Source organism: Flavobacterium sp. (assembly GCF_040402835.1).
Lineage (GTDB): Bacteria > Bacteroidota > Bacteroidia > Flavobacteriales > Flavobacteriaceae > Flavobacterium.
The window spans coordinates 1-21596 of record NZ_JBBALW010000028.1; the positions used below are offsets into that span (position 1 = coordinate 1).

The window sequence follows — 21596 nt, forward strand, 5'->3', positions numbered from 1 at the left end:
GGTTGTTTTCCATAACGATGAATTTTGTGTATCGCTATTTCAGGACAAGACATTTTTTATAATTAAACCCTGTTCATAAAAGATCAGGGTTTTTTAATTTAGAAAAATCAGTAAATACATTTACATAAGCTTTCACTTACTATTAATTATATTAATTAGTCCAAATGTTATGGTGTACAGAAGCATTACATTTCATGTGTTTCAATTTTTATTGGACTAATTTGAAATAACAAACGGTATTACCCATATATTTGCGCAACTAAAAACGAAACATTTTAATGAAAGATTTACTTAAAAAATTCGAGAACAAAGAGCCGGAAATAATTTTCAATTGGAAAGATCAAGAAACAGAAGCCGAAGGCTGGACTGTTATTAATTCTTTACGAGGCGGAGCTGCTGGTGGAGGAACGAGAATGAGAAAAGGCTTGGATATGAACGAGGTTTTGTCATTGGCAAAAACTATGGAAGTAAAATTTTCGGTTTCAGGACCTGCAATTGGCGGTGCCAAATCGGGAATTAATTTTGATCCAAATGATCCAAGAAAAAAAGGAGTTTTACAACGTTGGTACAAAGCGGTTTCTCCATTATTGAAAAGTTATTATGGAACTGGCGGCGATTTAAACGTAGATGAAATTCACGAAGTGATTCCAATGACCGAAGAATGTGGTGTTTGGCATCCGCAAGAAGGGGTTTTTAATGGCCATTTTAAACCAACCGAAGCTGATAAAATTAACAGAATTGGACAATTGCGTCAAGGCGTAGTCAAAGTCATAGAAAATCCGATTTTCTCTCCAGATGTAACTCGGAAATACACCGTTGCCGATATGATTACTGGTTATGGCGTTGCGGAAGCGGTTCGTCATTATTATGAAATTTATGGAGGTTCTGTAAAAGATAAAAAAGCAATCGTGCAAGGATTCGGAAATGTGGGTTCGGCAGCTGCTTTTTACTTGGCAGATATGGGTGCAAAAGTAATTGGAATTATCGATAGAGATGGCGGATTGATTAACGAAGAGGGTTTTACATTTGAAGAAATTAAAACCTTATTTTTGAATAAAGATGGTAACAAATTAGTTTCTGATAAAATGATTCCTTTTGAGGAAATAAATAACAAAATTTGGACTATTGGTGCAGAAATTTTCACTCCTTGTGCAGCTTCAAGATTAGTAGCGCAAAGCCAAATTGATAGTTTGATTGCATCAGGATTAGAAGTAATTTCTTGTGGTGCGAATGTTCCTTTTGCCGATAAAGAAATTTTCTTTGGTTCAATAATGGAAAATGTAGATCAAAAAATTAGCTTGATCCCTGACTTTATTTCTAACTGCGGAATGGCAAGAGTTTTTGCTTATTTTATGGAGAAAAAAGTTCAAATGACAGACGAAGCCATTTTTAATGACACTTCAGAAACCATCAAAAATGCAATTGCAAAAGCGCATGCATTGAACAATTCCAAAACAAATATTAGTGCTACTGCATTTGAGATAGCGCTAAAACAATTGGTATAAATATTTTATAACGGGTTGGAATTTCTAACCCGTTTTAAAACAATTTTTCGACTTCCTTTTCGTTTTAAATAAAGTAGTACCTTTATAATCTCATTTTTATTTATATGAAAGTATTTGAAACCGAACAAGAAAAAAAATCATTACTCATTACTGCCATTAGTTTCGCATTGCTTTTCTTATTATTTTTTTATCTAAAATTCAGCAATAATTTACCTTTACCAGAATTAGATGGCGGAGGTGGTGGTGGAGAAATTGCCGTAAATTTTGGGAATAGTGATTTTGGTTCTGGAGATAATTTTCAATCCAAAGAAGTCGTAACTGTTGCCCCAAAAGAAGTTGCGGCTACACCAACAACTGAAAAAGAAATTCTTATTTCAGAAAACGAAGAAGTACCAGCAATTGTAGAAGTAAAAAAACCTGCAACCAAAATAATCAAAACAGAACTTGTAAAACCTGTTGTGAAACCCATTCCAAAACCCTCAAAAACTACTTCTGACGCATTATCTAATTTATTAAATGGCTCAAATAAAGAAGGTGATGGCGATGATAAAATTGCTGGAAATAAAGGAAAATCAAATGGTGATCCAAATGCAAAAGGCTACAATGGAGGAGGTGGAACAGGTACAGGAAGCGGAGGTGGAAATGGTTCTGGTCAAGGTTTAGGAACAGGAAGTGGCTATGGAAATGGCAGCGGAAGTGGATCTGGCAACGGAAATGGAAACTACCAATTAGGCAATAGAAAAGCACTCAATAAACCACAACCAAATTATATTTGTAATGAAGAAGGAGTTGTAGTGGTGCAAATTTCTGTCGATAAATCTGGGAAAGTTACCAGCGCAAATCCTGGAGTTCGTGGTACAACAAATTCAGCAAAATGCTTATTGGATCAAGCGAAAACAGCTGCTATGAATACAAAATGGCAATCAGATGCTATGGCTGCAGAAACGCAAGTGGGTAAAATTATTTACAACTTCAAACTTACACAATAACTTTTTCACATCCAATTAACCCCAAAAATTATCAAGAATAATGAACTATCAAGAAACCGTAAATTGGATGTTCAACCAACTTCCAATGTACCAACTTCAAGGTGCGATTGCTTATAAAGAAGATTTAACGAATACGATTTTACTTTCCGAATATCTTGGTAATCCTGAGAAAAATTTAAAATTCATTCACGTTGCAGGAACCAATGGCAAAGGCTCAACGTCTCATTTGTTGGCTTCCGTTCTGCAAGAAGCGGGCTACAAAGTGGGATTATATACCTCACCACATTTAAAAGATTTTCGGGAACGCATCAAAATTAATGGGATTGAAATTTCCGAAGATTTTGTATGTGAATTTATTGCTAAACATAAAAATTTCTTCGAGACCAATGACTTGAGTTTTTTTGAAATGACTGTTGGATTGGCATTTGATTATTTTAAAAAAGAAAAAATCGACATTGCTATTATTGAGGTTGGTATGGGCGGAAGATTAGATTCTACAAATATTATAACGCCTTTACTTTCAGTTATTACCAATATCGGAAAAGACCATACGCAGTTTTTAGGCACTACTTTTGAATCCATTGCAACAGAAAAAGCAGGAATTATAAAACTGAATATTCCCGTAATTATTGGCGAATATAATTCAGAAACGAAGCCTGTTTTTCTGGCCAAAGCCAATGAAACAAAATCTGAGATTTATTTTGCTTCGGATTTAGTTTCTGAAAATTTACCTTCGGATTTAATCGGTGCATATCAAATTTCAAATAAGAAAACAGCATTACAAACCCTTAGAATTTTGAATTCGCAAAAAGAATTTGAGGTTTCAGAAGCAGCTATAAAAACTGGTTTTTTAAATGTTGTAAAAAACACGGGACTTCAGGGAAGATGGCAGCAATTGAATAGTGCACCAAAAGTTATTTGCGATACAGCGCACAACAAACACGGATTAGAAATTGTACTAAATCAATTAAAAGCGGAGCAATTTGACATTTTGCATTTTGTATTTGGAGTGGTAAATGACAAAGATTTAGACGAAATCCTGCCCTTATTTCCTAAAAACGCCATCTATTATTATTGTAAACCCAATATTCCAAGAGGATTAGACGCTACAATATTATTCAAAAAAGCATTGGAATTTGGATTACACGGAAAAGTATACAATTCAGTTTCAGAAGCTTATCAAAATGCTATTAAAAATGCAGGTGAAAATGATTTCATTTACATAGGTGGAAGCACCTTTGTAGTAGCAGAAATAGTGTAATTATTTAAAAAAAGTTTGTAAATACCGAAAAGAGGCTTATATTTGCACACCTAATTAGGGCGATTAGCTCAGCTGGTTCAGAGCACCTCGTTTACACCGAGGGGGTCGGGGGTTCGAACCCCTCATCGCCCACAAATAGTACTACATTTAGTTTCAAAACCCTTTAAATCGTATGATTTAAAGGGTTTTTTCTTTTTCCTTACAATCAAATTATTCATTAATGCGTGAACTGAAAGGGATAAAATCGGTTACCCTAAACTATCCGAAATTAGGGTAACCGATTTTTATCTCAACCTAGCATTCACAAGGCATTACAACCAGTTCAACGACCAGTTTAAAAATTGTACATCTTGTGTGTTAGTCTTATTAGAATTAAATTTAATAACAACTAAAAGGTTACCACGATGAAAACAAAAGTATCTATTCTCTTTTACGCAAAGAGAGCAAAAGCCAATGTAAACGGTTTAGTTCCAATCTACACTAGAATTACTATCAATGGTAAAAGAATTGAATTAAGCAGCAACCGATTTGTAGAAATATCCAAATGGTCTACAGAAGCTGGCAAAATGAAGGGCAATTCAGAAGAAGCTCGTTCAATAAACAGCCATCTTGATATGTTGCGAATTCAAATAATAGATATGCAAATGGAATTAGTACACAAAAAAATTCCAGTAACAACCGAAACACTCAAAAGCAAAATACTAGGAGTTGATGAACGAGAACGAATGATAATTCCAATTTATCAAAACCACAATGACAAAATCGAAGATCTTATAGGAAATGGATACGCTTATGGAACATTAGAACGCTTCAAAATATCTTTAAAACATCTGCAAGAGTTCATCTTATGGAAATATAATGTTTCAGACATCAGCATTAATAAAATCGACTACGCCTTTGTAACCGAATTTGAATTCTATTTGAGAAGCATTAAAAAATGCAACAACAATACTGCCGTGAAATATGTTAGAAATTTTAGAAAAATAATCAAGATTTGTTTAGATAATGATTGGTTAGATAAAAATCCTTGTAGTAGATATGAAGGAAAAATGAAAGAAGTGGAACGAGATTTTCTTACTGAGGAAGAGCTAAATAGAATTTACAATAAACGATTTTCATCAGAACGATTAACTTTAGTGAAAGACATTTTTATATTTTCTTGCTATACTGGATTGGCCTATGTTGATGTAAAAGGTTTGAAGAAAGATCACATCTCAATAGGCATAGATGGCGAAAAATGGATTTTCAAAAACCGACAAAAAACCGATACAAAGTCAAAAATACCAGTGCTGCCAATCGCCCAAGAAATTATTCAAAAGTATGTCAATCATCCACGATGTTTAAATGAAGATGCTATTTTGCCGATTTTAACGAACCAAAAAATGAATAGTTATCTCAAAGAAATTGGCGATATATGCGGCGTGCCTAAAGAAATTACTTTTCACATGGCGAGACACACTTTTGCAACCACAATAACACTTACAAACGGAGTTCCTATCGAAACGGTAAGCAAAATGTTGGGGCATAAAAACATTCAAACTACACAACATTACGCTAAGGTTTTGGATAGAAAAGTTAGTGAGGATATGGCTATACTAAAACAAAAATTAGCACCTCAACAAGTAGCCAAAAGTTCATAGTATATCTTCATAAATTTTAAAAGCATTGCAACAACTGCAATGCTTTTTTTATTAAAAATATTTTCAAAATATAGTGTGTAATTCCCGAATAGAACACTATACTTCTTGATTTTTAAACTTTGAAAGGGTAGTTTTGTCAACATTTCAAAACTTCCTTTCTGGCAATCATTCACTTATATATTCATGGATAAGCAACAAAACCAACAGCGAATTAAAAGCCTCTACAAAATGCTTTTAGAAATGGCGACTGGAAATCTAGCATTTCGAGTAGAGTTGAATGGCTGCGGTGATGAGTTAGACGAATTAGCCACTATGTTGAATGAAGTTGCGAAAAAAATGCAAATCATAATTTCAAAACACGAAATAAACAATCAACAATTTAATTTCAGTACAAGTCAAAATACTACTAAACAATCCGATGCAGAACTAATACAAAAAGTCATTGACTACATCCAAAATCACCTAGAAGAATCTTTGCCAACTACCAAAGAACTTTCTAAAATGTTTGGTACTAATGAATTCACATTAAAAGACAGCTTTCGAAATATTCTAAAAACGAGCATCTATCAATTTTACAACGATGAACGTTTAAAGAAAGCCCATTTTCTCATTAAGCAAACTTCAATTCCTTTAAAAGAAATTGCTTTTATATGTGGATTTAATGACTACCCCAACTTTTACAAAGCATTTAAAAAACGATTTAATTATCCGCCTAGCGAACTCAATAGAGAGAACGCAGACAATAATTTATAACCACATGCCGCTTTTTGCATACAAATATTCCCAAAATGAATTAAGATAACATTATCATTAATAAAATTTTACAGTATCAATTCTACTACACCATGAAAATAAAGGTCACCAATCTTAAAGCAATCCTAGTTGAAATAATAAGTATTTTACTCATAATCCTTTTTGTTTACTCAGCACTAAGTAAGCTATTAGAATTTCAAAACTTTCAGGCGCAACTTAGTCAATCGCCACTGCTAAGTGCATACACGGAGTTTGTTTCCTATTCAGTTTTAATAGTAGAATTCCTAATCGCTTTATTTCTTGCAATACCAAGAACACGGTTTATTGGATTTTTAGCTTCTTTTGCTCTAATGCTACTGTTTACAGCATATATAATTGTCATTCTCAATTATTCCTCATTTGTACCCTGCTCTTGTGGCGGAATACTGGAAAAACTGGGTTGGAAAGAACATTTAATCTTCAATGTAGTTTTTACTATGTTAGCAGCAACAGCATCAGTAATTGTTTCTGTAAATAAATCCAAAACAGTTTTAAAACTGGCAATTAGTACAATTATCGGTTCGGCAGTAATAGTAATTCTATACTTCTATTCTGAACACACTATGCACCAAGAGAACCCATTTATCAGAAGATTTATTCAAGGTACAGCTTCCAAAACTGCAGAAGCCGAATTAAACAACAATTCAAAATACTTTGCAGGAACCGATGGTAACACCATTTATTTCGGAGACAGTCACGCACCACTACACATTATAGCTTTCGATACCATTTTAAAAACAAAACGCCACTATAAAATACAATTGGAACGCGAAAATTTTCCGTTCTCTTCTGTTCAAGTTAGAATCGCACCACCTTACTTTTATCTAATGGATGGCACGGTGCCAGTAATCTATAAAGGCAGAATATCCGATTGGAAAGCAAAACTCGTAATGTTTAACAACAACTACTATTTCTCAAAAGCAGAAATCATTGCTCCAGATAAAATTGCATTCAGGGCACAACAACTCAAAACGCTATATAACATTTTAGGAACTTTTACTTTCAATGACACTTTACAAGTGCAATATGCACCTCAACTTTTACAAAAACAAGTAGATGGCTTTTTTGATACCGATGGCATGATGCAATTTGACAGACAATCTCAAAAATTCATCTATACCTATTATTACCGTAATCAGTTCATCGTTGCAGATAGTAACCTCAACTTAATTCATCGCGGAAATACAATCGACACAACTACTAGAGCAAAACTCAAAGTAGCACATATCAAAGAAACTGGGCAACGAAAATTAGCTTCGATTCCACCAACAGTAAATCAAACAACAGCTGTTTTTAATAAATTGTTATTTGTAAATTCAACTTTAATCGGTAGATACGAGCCAAGAGAAATGTGGAAAGAAGCTTCGATTGTAGATGTGTACAACATCGAAAAAAACACTTATCTCTCAAGTATATACATCTACGATGCTAACAGAACCAAGTTGAAAGAAATGTTTGTGGTAAATAATAACCTCTTTGCAATCATCGGGCACCGAGTGTACAAATACAATTTGAGTAAAAAGCATTTTAGCAATAAGTAACAACATAAAAATCTATTCTGATCAGTAGCAGGAACGAGACTGAAAACCTGTAAAAAAGAGTAAGTCAAAAAAATAATTAAATTTTTATTACCATGAAAAACATTTTAAAAGTGATTTTGCCAGTATTGGCATTCACATTAGCAAGTGCTGGTGCAATTAGCACAAACCGTGCTAAAATTGCAGATTCTAAAAAAACAGTTTTGATCTCAGGATTTATCCAAAATCCTTCTCCATCAAACTGTCTTCCAGTCACTGTTGATTGCTCTACCATTGTTGGAGCAACATGTATGTCAAGTGAAGCAATTCCGAGACAAGTATGGTTAAAAAATGCAGCAAATGCATGTAGTGTAAACTTGTATAAAGTGGCACACTAAACCATAAGAAAAATATGCAGTTTCCTTTCGGAAACTGCATATTATATTAATTAGCTTCAAAATCTGCTTTCATCCATTCTTTTTTTGGTTCCTCTTTTAAAAAATAACCAAACCACTCCTCCACTCTCATTGTCAAGTCTTCTTGATTTTTTTTATTAAATAAAGAATGTGCATCACCAGGATATTCCAACATTATGTTAACTTTATTTAACCGTCGCATCGCAGCATATAAGGCCTCTGTTTGCTGTGGTCTGATATTATTATCTAATTTTCCAATCCATGTCAGCAACGGAGTAGTAATTTTATCCGCATGCAGCAACGGAGAATTCCTATAATAAGCCTCCTTAGTATCATAAAATGCACAGCCCATCCGAAACTGTTGATTCTCATAACGCCAGCTATCAAAAGAACCCCAATCAGCATTATAATTAAAATAATGGGCTACAACGTCCGATATGCCATTTCCACTTACTGCAGCGGCAAATAAATCGGTCTGAGTGAGAATAAAATTAGTTTCATAACCGCCAAACGAATGTCCTAATAATCCAATCCTTTGCACATCAGCAACACCCATTGCTACCACTTTCTTAGCAGCAGCAATTACGCAATCAGCGGCTGAAAAGCCTGTATTACCTTTTTCATAAGCAATATCAGCCAATAAAACAGCATAACCATTGGTAGTCAAGTTAGATATATTGAAACCAATCGTGTTATCATTGCTCGGATTTACATACTCATGAACACCAGTAGAAACTATCTCATAAATATAAACAATCAAAGGAACGTTTTTAGTACCGTCATAGTTAGCAGGATAGAACAAGGCGCCATTCAATCTAGTTCCTTTACTATTGGTATAATGAATCATTTCTGATTTACCCCAATAAAACTTCTTTTGATGTGCATTACTCTGAACAACCACATTTTGTAAACTTTTGTTTTTAAATACCAAAGTAGGCGACAAATCATAGCGTTGCTTAACGTAAATAAAAGCAGTACCATTTTTTGATTTTACATAATTGCTAAGCAGGGCATCTTCAACAACTAAAGGGGCAACTTCTTTAGTAGGGTGCAATTGATAATAACAGCGCGCTCCACTATCCATATCAAGTGAAGTAAGAATAAGTTCTTTTGATAAATCATAAATAAAACTTCCAGAGTTCGAATAATTAAACGCTTCTTTATTTGAAACTGAGAAAGCATCAAATCGAAACCGTAAATTCTTTTCTTTACCATCAGTAAGTCGTTTGCGTTGTTTACCATCGAGTGAAATCGCCCAGATATCATTATAATCATAGCACAAAATAAATTTTCCATCTTTGCTCCAATCGGTTGAATTCCAAACGCGCAACTCAAAAGCAGGATCATTTATGCGGTTATCCCAACTAACCTTTAAATCTTGGGTAAGGTTGGTATGTGATTTTTTCAAAATATCATATACCCACCAATTGCTTTTATTGTAATAACTAATATACCTACCATCAGGAGAAAAATCAAGCTGACTGTCATAACCAGTCGCATCTTTAAGTACCAACTCTTTTGCACCGGTTCTAACATCCATCAAGTAATAATCCATATTAGCATACATCTTATACTGCGGTTCATACTGTTCAATAGTTGCTACAAGAGCATAATCTTGATTACCAGTCAAAGCAACCCATCTTTGCTGCGCCGAATTCAGCTGTCGAACAATGCCTTCGCTAGGCAACCAAACTGCTAAATATTGTGGATAAGCCACACTGGCTCGTAAAGCTCGTTCGCGATAAAGAACCTTATCTTGAGCATTCCAAACTGCGATACCACTAGAATATTTCGAAGTATCTTTAGCTACAGAAGAAGAAACACCAAAAAATACTTTCTTCCCATCATGAGAAACTTTCAATTCAATATTTTGATCGGGCGCAACTTTCATTTGCAGCGGAAAAGCAGCATCCGAAGATTTCAGCGTAAATAATTTACCAGCAACAAAATCATAATAACACACTTCCTCTTGACCTTTATCAACGCCATAAAAAGCAACGGAGTTTCCATCAGGTTGCCACTTAAAAACTTCAAAGGTTTGTGCCCTAGGTTTTGTAATTTGTTCCTTGCTTAAAGTGTTTTTAAAATGCAAACAACCTACATAACCAGTACCATTTTCTGAAATAGCATATACTAATTTTGTTTTGTCGTCATCCCATTCATAAGTAGTAACATTTTCAAACTGTCCAAGCACTACGCCACTTTTTCTAACAACGAGTGTACTACTATTTTCTAAAGTAATCAAATACTGTCCATCAGCCGAAAATTCATACCGACTAACATTCGGAAATAACTTTTCAATACCGCTTTTCAAATCAAACAAGACCAATCCTTCTTTTTTGATAAACGCAAAACTTCGTTCTCCATTAAATTGTCCATTGACCGCATTAGGAAAAACAAACTTCTTCATAGTTTTAGTATGCACCACAAAGGTAGTATCACCAGAATTTGGATACAAAAACCGATAACTTACCCAATTACCGTTGTCAGACAATTGTTCTCCAACCATTCTATGCCACAAACCATAATCAGCTTTGGTTATTTGCTTCTTAGTTAGCACCTGTCCCATTGCGGGACAGGGAACTAACCCAACTAAAATTATGGCGATCACACCATAAAGCATCGGAAAAAAAGAGCTTCTCATTAATAACCAGGGTTTTGAGTTAAATTCGGATTGGCCAACAATTCCGTTTCGGGTATCGGCCAATCGGAGTCGGTACTATTCCAACCAGTTTTTATAACCGACAAAACAGAATTCAACATCCCATTTCGTTTCAAATCAAAAAAGCGATGTCCATATTCCGTAAACAATTCATGTTGCCGTTCTTGCTGAACAGCTGCTATTATATCAATCGCAGTGTTGGCAGTTGTGTTAGGTAATCCAGCCAAACTTCTTACCATATTCAAATCTTGTTTGGCATTACTCAATTCACCTTGTCGTGCTCTAGCTTCGGCTCGAATAAGATATTGTTCCGCCAATCGAAATACAATCGAATACTCGACAGAAGTCCCAGTATTGCTATTTTGTTTATATTTATTAGCATGATACCAAGTGCTCGTTCCATCGGTTACGCTAGCAATCCAATGACTTTTTCGAAGATCATTAGTGTCAAACGAATTATATAAATCAGCATTCAAACCAACAAACGGTGGTGGTCCACTTTGAAAGGCAAAAACGGCACCTTCATCAGCATTATTGCCACTCAACTTGGGTGAAAACTGCCAAATCGTAGCCGTACAATCCTTCAAAAATACTTTATCAATATCAGTTTCCCACACATAGTCAGGATTATTCAAAACCGCCGATGCAGCATTCGAAGCTTCAGCCCAATAACCATTATACAAATATACTCGTGCCAACAATGCCGTTGCAACCGAACGATTTGGACGAACTCGTTCTGGAGCAAAATAGGACTCGGGTAATAAAGAAATAGCTTGATTCAAATCAGCAATAATGTTATTATAAACTTCTGTAGCTGGCATTCTAGTAACCAAACGGTTAACCTCATAATCAGTGGTTGTGATATAAGGCACAGCACCATACAAATTCAGTAAATAAAAATGAACCAAAGCCCTAACAAATAAGGATTCTCCAATAAACTGATTTTTATCCGTAGCAGAAAGTCCAGTAGAGTTCTGACAACCATATAGTACAGCATTAGCACAATAAATCTGATGGTAACTTTCATTCCACAACTGCGATACAATGGACGTGGTGGGTAGTAAACTATTATTAAAAATAAAGGACGTGTTTTCGTCTGTAGTTCCATAATAAGTCAACTCATCGGCATACAAACCCAAATCTACCGAAGCACCTGTAGTCAAACCATTCAGTAATCCAGTATCGCGTAGTTTGCTATAAATGTCAACCATAGCCGCATTGGCTGTAGTTCTGTCTTCAAAAACAGTGGCACCTGTTAACTGTGAATTTGGAGTTTCAACGTCCACAAAACTATCACAGCTTACTAAGTTTAATGGTATAAATAAACCTAGGAATAGTATTTTAAATTTTTTCATAGTCATATAAATTAAGGTTATAAAGTCAGTTTTACTCCTGCCGAGTATACTTTCAAGGGTGGCAAAAAATTACTAATCTTAAATTCGGGATCACCGTTAGAATAATTGGTAAAAGTCAATAAGTTCTGACCTTGGAAAAACAATTGACAACGAACACCACTACCCTTTTTCAAAGGCAAATCATAAGTCAGCGAAACATTTTTCAAACGAACATAAGAAGCATCTTCAATGTTACCAGTACTTTGAGCAAAACGGTAATACGCAGTAATGAGGTCACCATTCGCACCACTAGTAAAAGGTTGTTGACCGTCAGAGCTGCTAACACTTGCCAATTGATTGACAGGAGTTCCAGGAACACCAGCTGTCGCTCCAAACGATTCTTGCTTCACAAACTGAAATAGAAAATCCAATTGTACATTTTTATACTTAAACTGATTTTGCAAGCCTCCAAAAAATTTAGGGCTCAAATCAGCTATTTGGGTTCTATCACCAAGCGAAGTAATCACACCATCACCATTCACATCTTCAAACTCATAAACCCCAGTGGTTGGGTTTATGCCAATGTAATTATAAACTTTAACGATGTTTATCGGTTGACCAACCACATAACGGCTAGCATTGGTAGAACTTTCCAAACCAGGATAAGAAACCAATTTATTTCGACTAACAGCAATATTAAAATTAGTAGTCCATTCAAAATCTTTACGCTGAAAGTTTACAGTTCTCAGAGTAAACTCCAATCCACTATTCTGAACCGTAGCATCAAGATTGGCATTCAACGAACTAAACCCAGTAGTTCCGGGCAACGGAATTCCAACCAGCTGATTAGAAGAACGATTAAAATAATACGCTGTGGTCAAAAACAATCGGTCTTTCAAAAAACCGGTTTCCAACGCAACTTCAAATTTCCGATTCGTTTCCCAGCCAAACTCTGGGTTAAACAACCGTATAGGTTGCAATCCAATTAATCCTTGATACGTATTACCTGATGAAGCATAGGTGTCCAAAAACTGATAATCACCAATCTGATCATTACCAGTAGTGCCATAACTAGTCCGCAATTTCCCAAAACTCAACACCGAATTATTTTTTAAAAAATCTTCATTGGAGAAAATCCACGCAGCACCAACAGCACCAAAAGTCGCAAACTGCTTTCCTGGTCCAAAACGACTCGAACCATCGCGGCGACCAGTAATATTTAGTATATAGCGTTCATTCCAAGTATAATTGATTCGGGCAAAAAAGGCTTGATATTTATATAGTGTTGCATCACTCAAGTCAATAGTTTTAAGCGATGCCGAAGCCAAATCGTGTATCAGACTATTACTAGAAAATCCAAATCCATTCATAAACAATCGATTCGTTTGCTGTTGCTGAAAAGTACCACCAACCAAAGCTTCAACTTTTCCTCTGCCAAGTGTTGCATTCCAATGCAATTGTGGTTCAACAATCCACGTACTTCTATCAGTTTGGCTAACACTCAATCCAGAAAATTCACTTCCCAACCCATAAGCTGGATTATACATAGTATGCGGTTGGGTTCTACTTTCACTATTCTTTAAATCCGAATAGCCAAAACTCGATTTCACTTGTAAATTTTTCATAATCTGATAAGATAACACGGTATTTGCGTTTAAGTCCTTAATCCTAGAGTCAAACTCCGACAGCATGGTAGCCAAAGGATTATCCCAAGTGCTATGCTCCCAATTCAAATTACCAGCAGCATCATACAACGCAGGGGCATTAGGTGCCAATGTTCTCGATACTGCAGTCAAATCCGTAGCGGGTTGGTTATTCTTTTGTGCTGTATAAGTAGCCGAAAACACCAACTTAAATTTATCATCATCCGAAGTATGATTCATATTAAAATGGGCAGCACCTTTATTATATTTAAAATCACCAGGAAAAACAGTCGTTTCAGTTCTGTAATTCCCACTCAATAAATACTGTGTTTTGGCACTTCCGCCAGAAACCGAAGCTTGCAGGTTATGGACAGTAGCAGTACCACCAATAAACTCCTTTTGCCAATCCGTGTAGCGGTTCACATCCCAAGTGCCATTCACATCATAAGCATATGCAGGATAAACACTAATACCATCATTAGCAAAAGCCTGTTGGCGCATCGCTAAATACTGTTGCGTATTCATAAGCTTCGGAGTTCGAGTAACACTGCCAACACTAGTAGAACCATTCACAGTAAAAGTCGTTTTGCCTGCCTTTCCTTTTTTGGTAGTAATTAGCACCACTCCATTAGCACCACGAGAACCATAAATCGCCGTAGCATCAGCATCTTTCAGCACTTCAATACTCTCAATATCCGATGGATTAATAGAATTCAACGGACTAGTCAAACTCGGTGCCGTGCCCGAAGTAGCAATAGAACCAATAGTTTCCGATGAATACGGAACACTATCTATAATATAAAGTGGTTGGTTACCATCAGCACGCAAACTATTCGTACCTCTAATTTTTATAGTAAAAGCACCACCCGGACTGCCACTATCTTGCACAATATCCACACCAGCCATACGCCCTTGCATAGCCGCAAGAACATTAGTCACAGGTTGTTTTTCAATATCCTTACTGGATATTTTAGAAATACTCCCAGTACGTTCTTTATCCTTTACAGTATAATACCCGGCATTCACAATCACTTCCTTTAAAGTAGTGGCATCTTCTTTCATGGTTATATTTAAGGTATTCCCATTGAAGTTTGCCATTGATAGTGTAACTGCGACTTCTTTATAACCGATAAAACTGAAAACAAGCACATCGCCTTCAGAAGCAGCTATTGTAAATTGACCATTCTCGTCTGTCACCGTAGTGTCACCCTGAACTTGTTTCAGGGTCTTTTTTATTGAAATTGTAACACCAGCCAATACATCATTAGTATCACTAACAACACCAGTTATTTTTTGTTGTAATTGTTGTTTTGATTTCAGAACAGTTCCATCTGGGACTGCCCACTGAGACTGCGACTGTAAAATCTTGCCTCTTGCATCTTTCTTCTCGGCTCTAAAATCGCTTCCAGCCGAAAATGCCATTTGAAAACAAAGACAGCACATTATAATAATGCACCTGTCATTGTACAATGAAAATTTATTCATAATTTTGATTAAGTTAAATGAAACATTAGTTTTGTTTGTCCAGTCCTCTATTCTAGTTTTCCCGACGAGATAGAGGGCTTTTTTTGTTTGTGAAGTTAGTTTAGTCTGTTATTCCATAGATTTGAAATTAAAAGGAGGACAGCCAGTGGCTGTCACGTATATTTCTGACGAAGCGACCTCGCCCGATCTTAAAATTGATGCGATGTTTTAAAGAAGTGACGCTAAGAATAAAGCTGTAGATACCTAAAAGTCTTAATACTTATACACCAATCTTAATACTTTTTAGGAATAAAAAAGGCATGGAACTCAGCTTAAACGTCTCTTGGTACTGGCATACCTACCACGAATAAGTGAGCCCACGCCATAGGACGTGAGCATCTTACTTATCACCTCGTGGTTTTAAAACGCCAGTTTCAGAGCCGAGATTCAAAGCGAATGCTTCAATATTGTATTTGAAGAATCGCAAATTTAATTAATTCGGTGCTAATATAATGAAATATTTTTAATCGTGGTTTACTTAACCTACATTATTTTATATAAATATATTGAAATTGCTTTCATAAAATAAAGCAATGGTGAACAAACAAAGTAAATCAGAATTTCAAATAGTATTCGGAAAGCAAATCGAAAAATTTAGAATTGAACAAAATTTGAGTTATAGACAATTAGCTCAAAGATGTGATATAGATTTCAGCAATATAAGTAAAATTGAAAAAGGAGAAATCAACATACAACTCTCTTCAATACTACAACTAGCAAAAGGATTGTCAGTAAATCCAAAAGATTTATTTGATTTCAAATTTGATTTAGATGATTAATAATTTGCCAATGCAAATACCGATGTAAAAGATGCTCTTGCATTTTTATTTTGTTTAAAAATCTAAATTTTTAGTATTCAATTCCGGAATCACACACTATACTTTTTGCTTTAACAATACAAAATGCTGAGGTTTGCAACGAAATCAAGTAAATCAAATCTTGATTTTTTTTAACAGTATGGAATGGTATGAAATAGTAATTTTTGTTGTAATTGTAATAATTGGCGCATTCATAAGAGGTAAATACTTTGACCATAAAAAGAATATGTATCATAATGATAGTTGGAAGAATAAAAATAAATAAAAGCTATCCTCAACACAGCATTATTATTACTAAATAGATTTCTTACTTCTAAATCTTAACATTTTCAATTCAATTTTCGGCATTTTTCCTACTTATATAATAATTATATTGTACGTTTGATTATAATTTAAAACATTTTATTGCTAACAAAACGCCAACGTTATGCGCAACTCTTATACAACTAATCATGAAAATCGAAAAATTAAAAATCCATAATTGGAGGTCAATTGCAGACGAAGAAATTGTATTTAATGACATGGTAATTTTGATAGGACAAAATAATTGCGGAAAATCAAATATCATTTCATCACTACTCTTTTTCTTTGGAACTATTGCGAATAACTCATTAGATTTTCACCATAATTCGAATCAATTATTTGTTGAAGTTACATTTTTTGATTTGGATGAATTTGACCAAAATCAATTCAAAAAATATTTATCACCAGAAGGAAAAATTTGCGTCCGAAAAACTGTAAATGAAGCTTCAGAAGTTACTTATAATGGGTACGTTTCTTCTGCTCTTGAAGATTTTCTACAAGACGATACCACAAGTTTAAAACGAGAAGATGCAGAAAAAACTCCGTTAAAAGAATATTTACCTGTTGGTGGACGATTAACTAAAGAAATGATTAGGAACGCTCAAGAAGAATACATTAAATTAAATATTTACACTCTTGAATTTCATTATAAGCTTGAAACTAGTAACTTTTTAGGCGTGAAAAGTGTTGCAAAAGGAATTTTTGGAGAAGTCTATTTTATTCCTGCTGTCAAAAACGCTTCTGACGAATTTAAAACTACCGGAACAACAATATTCAACCAGTTATTTTCGCAAATCATAACTAAAATGTCTATAGAGAATACTCATTATAAAAAGGCAAGAGAGCAAATGCAGGCTTTAACACAAATACTAAATAAAACTAATAGTGATGGAGAAGAAAACCTCAATAGACCATCTGAAATAAAATCATTAGAAAGCAATCTTGAAGCTGAATTAAAAAAATGGAATACAACAATTGATATTGAAATTACTCCTCCCAATATTGAAGATGTTTTAAAAGTAAATACAAATATTTGGGTTGACGATGGTAAGCGTACTGACATAGGCAGAAAAGGTCACGGCCTTCAAAGATCTATGATTTTTGCATTAATAAAGTCATGGGCAACTTTTTTAAAAGCTGAAAGAATTGAAAAAGTAGACGACGGCAGTGATGAAAATGCTAAACCTAAAAGAAGAGCTTCTGAATCAACATATTTCTTCTTTGAAGAACCTGAATTATTTCTCCATCCACAGGCTCAGAAGGAGTTATATGCATCACTAAAAGAATTGTCAAAAGCAGATTATCAGGTAATCCTCTGTACACATTCAAGTTCGTTCATTGATTTGGAAGATTATAAGTCAATCGCAATAGTAAACAAGTCCGATTCACTAGTTGGAACAAAGATTAAACAGTATACATCTGAATTATTTGAAGCTGATGAAAAAACAAATTTTAATTTAATTTACTGGCTTAATCCTGAAAGAAGCGAGCTTTTCTTCGCTACAAAAGTGATTTTGGTAGAGGGTCCTACTGACAAAACAATTATTCCAAAACTTGCTAAACAATTGCATGTATTTCGGTTTGATTACAGCATAATAGAATGTGGAGGAAAAGACAATTTAAAATTATATATCAAATTATTAAACAATTTTTCTATTCCATATATTGCGGTATATGATAAAGACCATCAGGCCGATAAAGGTATTGATGCTAAAAATTCAGCTGACATTTCATCTGCAAAAATTGAGGAAGCAATTGATTCAGTAATTGGCGCGTCAATAATTTTCCAAAATGACATTGAAGAAGAAATCGGGATAACAGATAAAAATAATAAAAATAAACCATTTGTGGCTTTAACTGAAATTAGCAAGGAAGGGTTTGTAGCTTCTCTAAACTTGAAGGCAAAGATTATAAGTATTTATCAATAAGGCAGTGGATAACAACCGTTTTCCCCAATGGCCGATTTACATGGGTTTTTAAGACTTTGCTCACTAACAATGAATAAAATTAATAATGCTATATGAACTATGACCTTTCAAAATTAAACGATCGAGAATTTGAATCTTTAGGCGCTTCTATCGTTGAAAAGATTTTAAATACCAAGGTTGAAAAATTTAAAGCTGGTAAAGATGGAGGTGTTGACGGCAGGTTTTGGATCGACAATAATAAAGAAGGAATAATTCAATGCAAGCACTATGTTGAAACTCCGTATAAGCAATTAGTTGCTAAACTGAAGTCTGTTGAAACTAATAAAGTTCGAAACCTTAAACCTAGCAGATACATTTTTATAACTTCCAAAAAGCTGTCTCGAGAAAACAAACAAGAGATAAAAAATATATTTGCGCCATTCATACTTCATCAAAAAGATATCATGAGTGGTGAAGACATCCAATCTTTTCTGGCTAAAAAAGAGAATCTTAATATTGTTGAGCAACACTTCAAACTTTGGATGACTAGTGCATTTGTTCTAGATTTAATTAACAACAATGCAATTACAGGACGCAGCAAAAGTACTTTGGAGGATATAAAAGAAAGAACTTTAAAATATATAGTGACAGACAATCACTTAAAAGGAATAAGACTTCTAGAGGCTAAAAACGTCCTAATACTTACTGGTGATCCAGGAATTGGCAAGACAACTTTAGCAGACGCATTGTCTCTTCAATATATTGCTAAAGGATATGAGTTTTGCGACATTGAGGAAAACATTAGTGAAGCAGAAAATATTAATAGAGAAATTGAGAATAAAAGAATTCTGTTTTACTGCGATGATTTTCTTGGTAGCAATTTATACGATGCTATTAACAATAAAAGAGATTCTCATATCGTTAAATTTATAAACAGAATAGCAAAAGATAAGACAAAAAAATTCATTCTTACTTCAAGAACAAATATTTTAAATAAAGCTAGTAGTCAAAGTCATGTATTTCAAAATGGTAAAATTAGGGATAATGAATTTTTACTGAAAGTTGAAAATCTTACCGAAATAGATAAAGCCAAAATACTATATAACCACATTTACCACTCGAATTTAAGCAAGGAACATATTGATGAAATTTATGCAGGTAAAAAATATAAATTAATAATTTCTCACCGTAATTACAATCCTCGGATAATAGAATTCATAACAGACAGTATCAGAGTTGGTAATATACTGCCAGCTGATTATTGGGATTACATTTATCGAAGTCTGGAGAACCCAGAAGATATTTGGTCAGATTATTTTCAACATCAAACAGACGATTGTGTTAGAGCATTGATATTTTTAACTGTTTACAACAAAGGCAAAATTTCAGAAGATCATCTAAGAGAATCGTATAATAAGTTTTTGAAAATGCATCTTGTAAATCTCGGTGACCATACCGATAAAAGTTTCGAGTCAGTAAGAAAATTAGCTTTCAAATCATTGCTAAATAGAAACCAAATAGAGGAATCAAAATATGAATATTCATTATTTAATCCATCAATTGCTGATTACATTTTGAATTCCTATGCCAAAGAATACGAGCTAATTTCAAACGTTTTTAAATCCTTAAATTCCACGGAATCAATAAGATATTTTCATTCGCAAACTATTGCAAAAAAAATTAGCGTAGCTAATTCAAAAAAAATCCATTATTCTTTATTTGACCATTTTTTCGAAAACAAAATGTTAGAGCAAGATTGGGATTTTCTCATTCTTTTATCATACATTGACTTCTTTAATGACAAATTCATCGAAAGAATTGAAATTTTTCTAAAAACACTGGTAAGAACAGACTATACAACCGGCAGTAATCTTTGGGAACTGTTGATGCTATTGCAAGAATTTGATCCAAAAATAAACATTACTAACTACAAATTTTTACATGGTTTCATTGACGACTTAGATAATGAAGACGACATACAAAGGTTACTGAATTTTATTGATGAAAATAATATTGATGACGAATACATTCTCGAAAAAGTAAATACTGCAATCGAACAAATTCTTTATGATATGGTCTACAATAATGATTTAGATATTGATTATAATAAACATCTGAAACATAATTATCATCCCGACGGTGATATCGATTTGGAAATTGATATTGATGGTCTTACGTCAGAAGTAAGAAGTATTTTTGATTCGTATTTGAACAATTTTAACGAAACGGGATTACAACAAATTGGTTTTGATGTATCTAATGCGCTATCAAATGCACCAATAGAAGACTTAGCACAGAATTATTTAGAAAATCTCGGATACTATGATGATGAATATCGACCAAGTCATAATGGTACCTCCGGTACCGATGATGACATTGATGCAATTTTTGAACGCTAATAAATTACAATTAATGCCGTTTGACCTTTAATACCCGATGTCGCGGATTTGCAATCCGTGCTTATGTAATAACAAAAAAACTTCATATCTTTCGCTACTTATTTATTCAAAATGAAACGATACACAGTAATACTGATAACATTCTTAACAATTTTTCAAAGCACAACTTCTTTTGCTTGGGGCAAAAAAGGACATGCTTTAGTAGCAGAAGTAGCATTCAATTATTTAGATCCTACAACAAGAAAAGTACTTACCAATTATCTTGGTGTCATGACGATACAGGATGCAGCCAACTGGATGGACGATATCAAAAGCGACAAGACTTATGACTATCTTAGAAAACAGCATTACATAAATGCAGAGAGAGGTCAAAAAATAACTTCAGATGATGGCGAAAACATAATTGGGTTATTAACGAAAACTATAGAAGAGCTTAAAAACCACAAGACCTTATCAAAATCAGAAGTAAAAATTAAGCTATGCATCCTTTTCCATTTAGTCGGAGATTTACACCAGCCATTACATGTTGGCTACGGCGAAGATAAAGGAGGCAACAACTACCAAATAAACTTCTACGGTCGTGGCACTAACCTTCACTCCTTCTACGATTCCGGTATTATAGAATATAAAAATCTTACACTACCACAGTGCCTAAAAGCTAAAACTTATACAAAAGAAGAATTATCTCATATAGAAAAAATTGATGTGGTCGAATGGGCAAACCAATCGCGCAGCTTTTTACCAAAAATCTACTAAGAATACGGAGTCAAAATAAACGATTCCTACATTAAGGCAAATTATATTCAAAAAGAGTTTTCTAAATGAATGGCAAAATATAAAAATAATTCTTGGTGTTAATACTAAATTTGCTCTTTAGTGAGAAGAT

14 protein-coding genes and 1 tRNA gene are annotated in these 21596 nt (G+C 34.2%); 12 read left to right on the forward strand and 3 right to left on the reverse strand.

Features of this window, described 5'->3' with window-relative positions; genetic code table 11:
* The first annotated feature begins 278 nt into the window (after window positions 1-278).
* From AC9UEH_RS09570 to AC9UEH_RS09605, 8 genes are all read left to right on the forward strand, one after another.
* A complete protein-coding gene (locus AC9UEH_RS09570) occupies window positions 279-1505 on the forward strand; it encodes a Glu/Leu/Phe/Val dehydrogenase dimerization domain-containing protein (RefSeq protein WP_509531160.1) in 1227 nt (408 codons plus the stop codon).
* 104 nt (window positions 1506-1609) lie between these two features.
* Window positions 1610-2494 (forward strand): energy transducer TonB, encoded by an 885-nt coding sequence (locus AC9UEH_RS09575; RefSeq protein WP_509531162.1) that lies wholly within the window; start codon window positions 1610-1612, stop codon window positions 2492-2494.
* Window positions 2495-2534: 40 nt separating this feature from the next.
* Window positions 2535-3755 (forward strand): bifunctional folylpolyglutamate synthase/dihydrofolate synthase, encoded by a 1221-nt coding sequence (locus tag AC9UEH_RS09580; RefSeq protein ID WP_509531164.1) that lies wholly within the window; start codon window positions 2535-2537, stop codon window positions 3753-3755.
* 57 nt (window positions 3756-3812) lie between these two features.
* Window positions 3813-3887 (forward strand) — tRNA-Val (locus tag AC9UEH_RS09585).
* A gap of 272 nt (window positions 3888-4159) precedes the next feature.
* On the forward strand, window positions 4160-5395 hold the full coding sequence (locus AC9UEH_RS09590; protein WP_509531166.1) for a site-specific integrase: 1236 nt from the start codon (window positions 4160-4162) through the stop codon (window positions 5393-5395).
* Between the two features lie 183 nt (window positions 5396-5578).
* Complete coding sequence (locus tag AC9UEH_RS09595) at window positions 5579-6148, forward strand: helix-turn-helix domain-containing protein (protein WP_509531168.1); 570 nt, start codon at window positions 5579-5581, stop codon at window positions 6146-6148.
* A gap of 92 nt (window positions 6149-6240) precedes the next feature.
* Complete coding sequence (locus AC9UEH_RS09600; protein WP_509531170.1) at window positions 6241-7728, forward strand: MauE/DoxX family redox-associated membrane protein; 1488 nt, start codon at window positions 6241-6243, stop codon at window positions 7726-7728.
* Between the two features lie 92 nt (window positions 7729-7820).
* Window positions 7821-8102: a DUF6520 family protein gene (locus AC9UEH_RS09605; protein WP_509531172.1), complete on the forward strand. Its 282-nt coding sequence runs from the start codon at window positions 7821-7823 to the stop codon at window positions 8100-8102.
* A 46-nt stretch (window positions 8103-8148) separates the two neighbouring features.
* On the opposite strand, the gene AC9UEH_RS09610 is transcribed toward AC9UEH_RS09605, so the two are convergent.
* From AC9UEH_RS09610 to AC9UEH_RS09620, 3 genes are read right to left on the reverse strand one after another with little or no spacing between them, the layout of a single operon-like run.
* Window positions 8149-10764, reverse strand: a complete 2616-nt coding sequence (locus AC9UEH_RS09610) for an alpha/beta hydrolase family protein (protein ID WP_509531174.1) — start codon at window positions 10762-10764, stop codon at window positions 8149-8151.
* A complete protein-coding gene (locus AC9UEH_RS09615) occupies window positions 10764-12137 on the reverse strand; it encodes a RagB/SusD family nutrient uptake outer membrane protein (protein WP_509531176.1) in 1374 nt (457 codons plus the stop codon). The genes AC9UEH_RS09610 and AC9UEH_RS09615 overlap by 1 nt, the downstream gene beginning before the upstream one ends.
* Window positions 12138-12154: 17 nt before the next feature.
* Window positions 12155-15181 (reverse strand): SusC/RagA family TonB-linked outer membrane protein, encoded by a 3027-nt coding sequence (locus tag AC9UEH_RS09620; RefSeq protein ID WP_509531178.1) that lies wholly within the window; start codon window positions 15179-15181, stop codon window positions 12155-12157.
* A gap of 635 nt (window positions 15182-15816) precedes the next feature.
* Between AC9UEH_RS09620 and AC9UEH_RS09625 the strand changes: the two genes are divergently transcribed.
* From AC9UEH_RS09625 to AC9UEH_RS09640, 4 genes are all read left to right on the forward strand, one after another.
* A complete protein-coding gene (locus tag AC9UEH_RS09625; RefSeq protein WP_509531180.1) occupies window positions 15817-16062 on the forward strand; it encodes a helix-turn-helix domain-containing protein in 246 nt (81 codons plus the stop codon).
* Between the two features lie 491 nt (window positions 16063-16553).
* A complete protein-coding gene (locus AC9UEH_RS09630; protein ID WP_509531182.1) occupies window positions 16554-18332 on the forward strand; it encodes an ATP-dependent nuclease in 1779 nt (592 codons plus the stop codon).
* 92 nt (window positions 18333-18424) lie between these two features.
* Window positions 18425-20710, forward strand: a complete 2286-nt coding sequence (locus tag AC9UEH_RS09635) for an nSTAND3 domain-containing NTPase (RefSeq protein ID WP_509531184.1) — start codon at window positions 18425-18427, stop codon at window positions 20708-20710.
* A gap of 111 nt (window positions 20711-20821) precedes the next feature.
* Complete coding sequence (locus AC9UEH_RS09640; RefSeq protein ID WP_509531186.1) at window positions 20822-21466, forward strand: S1/P1 nuclease; 645 nt, start codon at window positions 20822-20824, stop codon at window positions 21464-21466.
* Window positions 21467-21596 lie beyond the last annotated feature (130 nt).